Annotated in this window: 1 pseudogene; it reads right to left on the reverse strand. The window is 70.1% G+C overall.

What is annotated here, in order from left to right:
• Positions 1–391 (reverse strand): annotated as a pseudogene (locus HC022_RS28460) (phosphomethylpyrimidine synthase ThiC); the annotation flags it as partial.
• Positions 392–521: the final 130 nt, after the last annotated feature.

Genomic DNA, 521 nt, shown 5'->3' on the forward strand with positions numbered 1-521 from the left:
GGCCGAGGCGGGCGCGGGCATGGGCAGGCTGGGTGACGGCCCGGTCGCCGGTGGCGCGCAGCGGCGCGCGCTGCACCGGGAAGCCCGCCACAAGCCGGTCGCCCTTGGCAAAGCCATTGTCGGCGTCGGTGACGGAGCGACCGTCGTATTCCTCGACGTCGCCGCGAGCCTGAAGCCAGCCGCCGCGCAACTCGGGCAGGCCCCGGCCGATGTCGATGGCGATGTCCGGATCGGTGTAGGGCCCCGAGCTGTCATAGACCCGCAGCGGCGCCTCGCCGGTGACGGCGATCTCGCGCAGGGGCACGCGAAGCTCGTGGGTCTGTCCATGGACGTAGACCTTGCTCGACGCCGGCAGGCCGCCGGTGGTGATGGTGGGGATCGTATCTTTCATGTCGGTCTCCTCTTCCGAAAAGACCCCGATGAAACGTGCGCCAGAAAGGGGCCATACGGCCCGGCGCAGGACATGCGCAAAGGGCCGCAGCGGCCCGAAAGGACCGCCCCTGACTGATGCAATGGGGGGA

Source organism: Salipiger sp. HF18 (genome assembly GCF_011806505.1).
Lineage (GTDB): Bacteria > Pseudomonadota > Alphaproteobacteria > Rhodobacterales > Rhodobacteraceae > Salipiger > Salipiger thiooxidans.